The organism is Corallococcus exercitus, assembly GCF_003611585.1.
In the GTDB taxonomy this organism is placed as follows: domain Bacteria; phylum Myxococcota; class Myxococcia; order Myxococcales; family Myxococcaceae; genus Corallococcus; species Corallococcus exercitus.
This window is the reverse complement of the sequence record NZ_RAVW01000537.1, coordinates 1-5,688: the sequence shown is the minus strand read 5'-3', so window position 1 is coordinate 5,688 and position 5,688 is coordinate 1. Positions and strand designations below refer to the sequence as shown.

At 69.1% G+C, this 5,688-nt stretch carries 6 protein-coding genes; all 6 read left to right on the top strand.

All coding sequences use genetic code 11. The annotated features are described in order from the left end of the window. Positions 1–1,642, top strand: a 1,642-nt coding sequence (locus D7W79_RS37950) for a glycosyltransferase family protein (RefSeq protein ID WP_439099269.1), incomplete at its 5' end; no start/stop codon positions are given. Between the two features lie 43 nt (positions 1,643–1,685). Beyond that, a complete protein-coding gene (locus tag D7W79_RS37945) occupies positions 1,686–2,024 on the top strand; it encodes a c-type cytochrome (RefSeq protein ID WP_120530139.1) in 339 nt (112 codons plus the stop codon). A gap of 50 nt (positions 2,025–2,074) precedes the next feature. Then, positions 2,075–2,395, top strand: coding sequence for a hypothetical protein (locus D7W79_RS37940; protein ID WP_120530138.1), 321 nt, complete (start codon positions 2,075–2,077; stop codon positions 2,393–2,395). A 203-nt stretch (positions 2,396–2,598) separates the two neighbouring features. After that, positions 2,599–3,306 (top strand): hypothetical protein, encoded by a 708-nt coding sequence (locus D7W79_RS37935; protein WP_120530137.1) that lies wholly within the window; start codon positions 2,599–2,601, stop codon positions 3,304–3,306. A gap of 23 nt (positions 3,307–3,329) precedes the next feature. Next, entirely contained in the window at positions 3,330–3,776 is a 447-nt protein-coding gene (locus tag D7W79_RS37930) for a c-type cytochrome (protein WP_120530136.1), read from the top strand. After that, the coding region (locus tag D7W79_RS37925; RefSeq protein ID WP_120530135.1) for a DUF4114 domain-containing protein at positions 3,776–5,688 on the top strand (1,913 nt) is incomplete at its 3' end. The genes D7W79_RS37930 and D7W79_RS37925, both read left to right, overlap by 1 nt.

The window sequence follows — 5,688 nt, the reverse complement described above, 5'->3', positions numbered from 1 at the left end:
ACCCGGTGTGGCGCCCGCGCCCCGCGCCCCCGGTCTGCCGAGGGCGGTGTGGGCCACGGTGGCGGCGCTCTACGTGGTCCTCTTCCCGTACCACCCGGGCCTGCGCTCGCCCAACGAGCTGTGCCGCCTGTGGCAGACGCGCGCCCTGGTGGAGGACGGGTCGCTGGAGATCAACCGCGCCCTGCGCGACTACGGCCCGGTGGGCGACCTGTCGGTGATGGACGGGCGCTACTACCCGTCCAAGGCGCCGCTCCTGTCCTTCGCCGCGGTGCCCGTGTACGCGGCGCTGAGGGCCGTGGGCGGCGGCCACCGCTACGCCGTGCCGGAGGTGCCGCTCGTCTTCTTCAGCCGCCTCTTCCTCACGGTGCTGCCCACGCTGGGACTGCTGTGGCTGGTGCGCCGCTTCCTCGACGCGTTCCTGTCGCCCGTCGTCGCGGACGGCGTCACGGTGACGTACGCGCTGGGCTCGCTCGCGTTCAGCTACTCGCTGCTCTTCATGAGCCACCAGACGACGGCGGTGCTGCTCTTCGCGGGCTTCTACGCGCTCTGGCGGCTGTCGCGCGGCGAGTGGCGCGAGCGCGGCTACGTCGTGGCCGGCGCGTGCGCGGGCGCCACCGTCGCCGCCGAGTACACCGGCGCGCTGGGCGTGCTGGGCCTCATCCTCTACGCCGTCCTCACCGTGCCAGGCACGCCGGAGCCCTGGGCCGCGCGGCTGAAGAAGCTGGGCCGGGCCACGGGGCTGGCGGTGCTGGGCGCGCTGCCCTTCATCGTGGCGCTGGGGCTCTACCACCAGGCCACCTTCGGGCACCCGCTGGAGACGGGCTACAAGCACCTCAACGACGCGGCCTACCAGCCGTGGCACCTGGGCGGATTCCTGGGCATCCGCACGCCGGATCCGCGCGCCTTCACGCTGTCGTTCTTCTCCCCGCTCCGGGGCCTCTTCACGCTGTCGCCGTTCCTGCTGCTCGCGCTGCCCGGCCTGGTGCTGCTCAAGCGCCAGGGGCGGACGTCCCCGGAGGCGCGCGCCCTCTTCTGGATGTCCGTGGCGACGCTCGCCGGCTACACGTACTTCACCTCGTCGTTCACCTACGACTCGTGGGGCTGGACGACGGGGCCCCGGCACCTCACGGGGCTGGTGCCCTTCCTGCTGCTGCCCGCGGGGCTGGTGCTGGAGCGGCTGCGCGGCGCCGGACGGCCGGTGCTGTCCGGCATCGCGGCCATGCTGTGCGCGGTGTCCGTGCTCGTCACCGGGCTGGCCACCTTCGTCAACTACATCCCCGACGACGTCTCAACCCCCGTGCTCGCGCTGGCCCGGCCGCTGCTGCTGGACGGCTACCACCCGCCCAACCTCCTCGCCTTCGGGGGCCTGCCCACGTCGCTGGCGGGCGCGGTGCTGTTCGCGGCGCTCGCTGGCGTGGCGGCGTCCCTCTTCGCGACGCTGGGCCGGGACGCGCCGGGACGCGCGACGTCACCGGCGGCCTGGGTGGCGGGGCTCGCGACGCTGGCGGTGCTCGCGAGCGCGCAGGCGCTGTTCACCCGGAACGACCCGGCGGATCAGAACGCGGTGCGCTTCCTGGAGTCCGTCTGGCTCCAGCCCCCCGGCCGCTCCGCCACGCCCTTCTGGCCCCGCGCGGGCTCCTGAGCGCGTGGCTATACTGGGGGTCCCCCTCCCTCGGAGACCGTGCATGACGACGCGGTGGTTCCTGCTGTCCACCCTCCTGCTGTGCGCCCCGGCCGCTTCCCACGCGGAGGACGCCGCGGTCCTCTGGGACAAGAGCTGCAAGAACTGCCACGGCCCGGACGGCCGCGCCCAGACGCGCATGGGCCAGAAGGAGTCCATCCCCGACATGAGCCGGGCCGCCTGGCAGAAGGCGGAGTCGGACGCCCACCTGCGCGACGTCATCGCCAACGGCTCGTCCCACAACCCCAAGATGAAGGCCTACAAGGACCGGCTCTCCCCGGAGCAGATGGACGCCCTGGTGCGATACATCCGCACCTTCAAGCCCCAGGAGAAGGCCCCGTGAATAACCCCTCGCGCCCGGGCGTCGTGCGGGTTGGGAGAATTGGAGCCGCCATGAAGACCCTCACCGTCGCCCTCGTGTTCTGCCTGTCCATGGTCAGCCTCTTCACGTCGGTGCGCGCCGACGCCAACGCCTTCCCCCGCCTGGAGCCGGGCGTCTCCCAGCCGGTGGCGCTGATGCCCAAGGGCGGCGACGGCAAGGGCGGCGGCAAGGGCGGCGACGGCGGAGGCAAGGGCGGCGGCGAGGAGGACGAGGAGGAGTACCGCCAGCAGACCCGCGCCCTCTCCCAGAAGGCCGCCCTGGAGCTGGTGGACCCCGGCGTCCTGGACGACATGCTCCGCCTGCGCGCCGCCGTGCGCGCCGGTCAGCGCTGACGCCGCGCGCCGACAGCGGCGCACCTCGCAAGAATGAGTGGGCTCGCAAACTTTGCGCAGCCCACTGACGTCAAACGGCACCCACCCTTTCGCGCGCTCCCCTCATTCCGGCGGGTTGAGCGCCGGAATTCCCGGCACGAAGCTTGCTGTTCAGTGGCTCCCAAGGCGTGCCTCCCCCCAGGGGCACGCGAAGGAGCTCCCCGATGGTGCGTCGCCCAACCCTCCGCCGCCAGTCCCGTGGCTTCACGCTCCTGCTCGCGCTGGGCGTGGTCGCGGTCGTGACGATGGCGGTGATGCTCAGCTACAGCGTGGTGGGCCGCGAGGCCGACACCCAGGCGGACACCCGCCGCCAGAAGCAGGCGTTCTTCGCGGCCGAGGCGGGCCTCGCGGAAGGCCGTGAGGCGGTGCGGCTCCTGATGAGCACCGCCACCACCTCCACCCTGCCCCTGCAGGCCACCCTGGGGCGGCCTCGCGTCACGCTGCCCGGCATGGGCTCTGACACCTACCCCTGGTTCGAGCTGCTCCCGGGCACCGGCACGGACGGGTGGAACGACTACCCCATCACCGCCGACACGCTGGACACCTCCGAGATCCGCACCGACATCCTGGCGGGCAACTACCCGGAGCAGCGCAACGTGCGCTACCGCGTCTTCGTCCGCGACGACGATGACGACGGCGCCACCGGCTTCGGGACCGATAGCAACCGCCAGCTGTGGGTCATCGCCGTGGGCGAGGTGACCAATCCCAACGGCCGGCCGACGCGCGCCGTCGTGCAGGCGCTGGTCGCCAACACGGATGGGCAGTCCGTCTTCACGCCCGGCTGCATCAGCAAGGGCTGCGGTCCGGACATGAACTACGACAATCCCACGGACCAGAATCCGCCCACGGACGAAGAAACCACCACGCTCTGAACCCGTCTCCCCACGAGTTCCCCATGAAACGCCTGTTCTTCCTGTTGACCCTGCTTCCTGCGCTGTCCAGCGCCCAGGACCGGGGCGAGCTGGTCTTCAACCAGGCCTGTTCGCGCTGCCACCAGGCCCAGCAGCCCACGGAGCGTCCGAAGGCGAGTCTTTTTGCCACCCGCGACGCGGTGGGCCCGGCCATGTCCCAGGTGCGCCAGAAGATGGACCTGGACCAGCTGCGCGCCTGGGTGAAGGCGCCCTACCGCATCAACCGCAAGACGGCCTGTGACACGCGGCTGTTGGCGCCCGAGGACACGGACGCCCTGATGAGTTTCCTGGCCACCGTGACCGTTCCCACGCCCCCGCCGCGCAGGCAGCTGCTGAAGGACCAGGTGGAGCAACGGGAATCGGAGCACGCCGCGCAGCGCAAGGCCGAAGAGAAGGCGAAGTCCCAGTCGACCAACCAGGGGAAGAAGTGATGCGTACGCTCTTTCAGGCCTTCACGGCATTGCTGGTGGCGGTCTCCTCACCCGTGCTCGCGGACGCGCCACCCCAGCTGTGTCAGGACGACCTGGGCAAGGACAAGCAGGGCGCCTTCAACATCGGCCCGGACGGCCTCAGCATCGACAACAATACCATCAAGCTGCGCGGGGACGGCCGGCTCCAGCTCGAGACCAACCTCAAGAAGCTGGACGTGGAGAACATCACGTTCCCCTTCGACCAGCGCGTCACCATCAGCTACGTGTACGAGTCCGCCGGTGCGTCGCACGCGCTCGGCTACATGTACATGGATGACGTGAAGGCCCGCGGCTACGCGAACAACAAGGGCGAGCTCGTCGACCTGAACGGCAACGGCATCCTCGACCTGCACGAGGCGCTGTACAACCTCACGCCGGACACCGACACGATCCTGCCGAACAAGTACATTGGCGTGTCGCGGCGCTGCAACAAGACCTTCACCTCCGGGGGGTTCACGTACAACCACCCCGAGCTGGCGATGGACAAGGACTGCGGCGAGGACTTCCACTACGACCCCGACGTGTCGGACGCCCGGCCCACCACGAAGGACTACACGCGGGCCAACATCGCGACGGACTGGGTCGGCAAGCAGATGGCCCTCGGCCAGCAGTGGGATAACGACCTGAAGAAGATGGTCGACAACATCGATGATCCCCTGGACCTGAGCGTGGACGACGCGTCCGACCGGGGCGTCTTCAGCCACATCCCCAACCTGCTGGAGCCCAAGGCCGCCGCCAACAACTACCTGGGCCTGGGGCGCATGGTGTTCCTGCTCGCGGATGACGACAGCGACAAGAACGTCTTCCGCAAGCTGGGCCCCGTCGATGACGGCTCCAACGACAACGACGGCGTCCCGGACTACGACGTGTCGATGTACGACTACAGCGGCCTGAAGCGCCCGAGCAATCCCGACCCGGGCGTCAGCGTCTACGACCGCACCGTCGACCTGGGCATGATCGCGGGTGGCAAGGAGATCATCTTCTTCGCCGTCGTGTACTACGACACCCGCCACAACCTGGACAACAGGACGGTGGCGCCCTGCCTCAAGCGCAAGCCCTATGCGAACAACCCGAAGGAGGACGGCAAGTGCCTGCTGCACCTGAAGACGTCCATCTCCGTGTTCTTCTCCAAGGCCAGCTGGAACCTGGACCAGAACTTCAAGGACGTCTACGACACCAAGAAGAAGACGACGAACACCGTGGTGGCCGAGCGCAACATCGGCTGTGACTACAGCGATGCGTGCTCGGGTCCCACGCACAAGGATGCCTGCAAGCTCGACAACTCCTCGGACAAGCTGTGTGGCTGGTTGGACCAGGCCACCCTCAACCGCCTGAAGACGGACGACTACGGCAAGCTGGTCATGCCCAAGGAGCGCGTGGACATCATCCGCCCGGGCACCAAGGCGGACGGGACGGTCACCGACGCGGCCCTGGACCGGATGAACTTCATGCCCCACGTCATCGTGGGCGCTCCCACGACGGACCCCTTCCGGTGGATCCTCGGCTTCGAGGACCTCAACGGCGGCGGTGACCGCGACTTCAACGACATCGTGTTCGTCATCAACAAGGAGAACGGCGGCGGCGCCAAGTCCTCCACCGTGTCCTCGGACGTGATGACCAACTCACTGGGTCCGGACTTCACCATCACCAAGGTGCGCTTCCGCCGCCAGGACGACATCGCGCCCTACGCGACCCCGGGACCGCCGCCCACCAACATCCGCTCGGGCTGCTCGAAGGCCCCCTGCTGGACCGAGGACCCGGTGGGCTCCAACGCCTGCACGGCCAACGGCGTGCTGCCCACCATCAACTACTCCATCGCCGTGGACTGCCGCGTGCTGGATGTGAATGGCGTGTACCAGCCCAACCCCACCCC

What these genes read in the sequence shown, in the direction of transcription:
- D7W79_RS37940 (WP_120530138.1), top strand. Translation starts at nt 2,075, where the DNA reads ATGAAGACCCTCACCGTCGCCCTCGTGTTCTGCCTGTCCATGGTCAGC.
- D7W79_RS37930 (WP_120530136.1), top strand. Translation starts at nt 3,330, where the DNA reads ATGAAACGCCTGTTCTTCCTGTTGACCCTGCTTCCTGCGCTGTCCAGC.
- D7W79_RS37945 (WP_120530139.1), top strand. Translation starts at nt 1,686, where the DNA reads ATGACGACGCGGTGGTTCCTGCTGTCCACCCTCCTGCTGTGCGCCCCG.
- D7W79_RS37935 (WP_120530137.1), top strand. Translation starts at nt 2,599, where the DNA reads ATGGTGCGTCGCCCAACCCTCCGCCGCCAGTCCCGTGGCTTCACGCTC.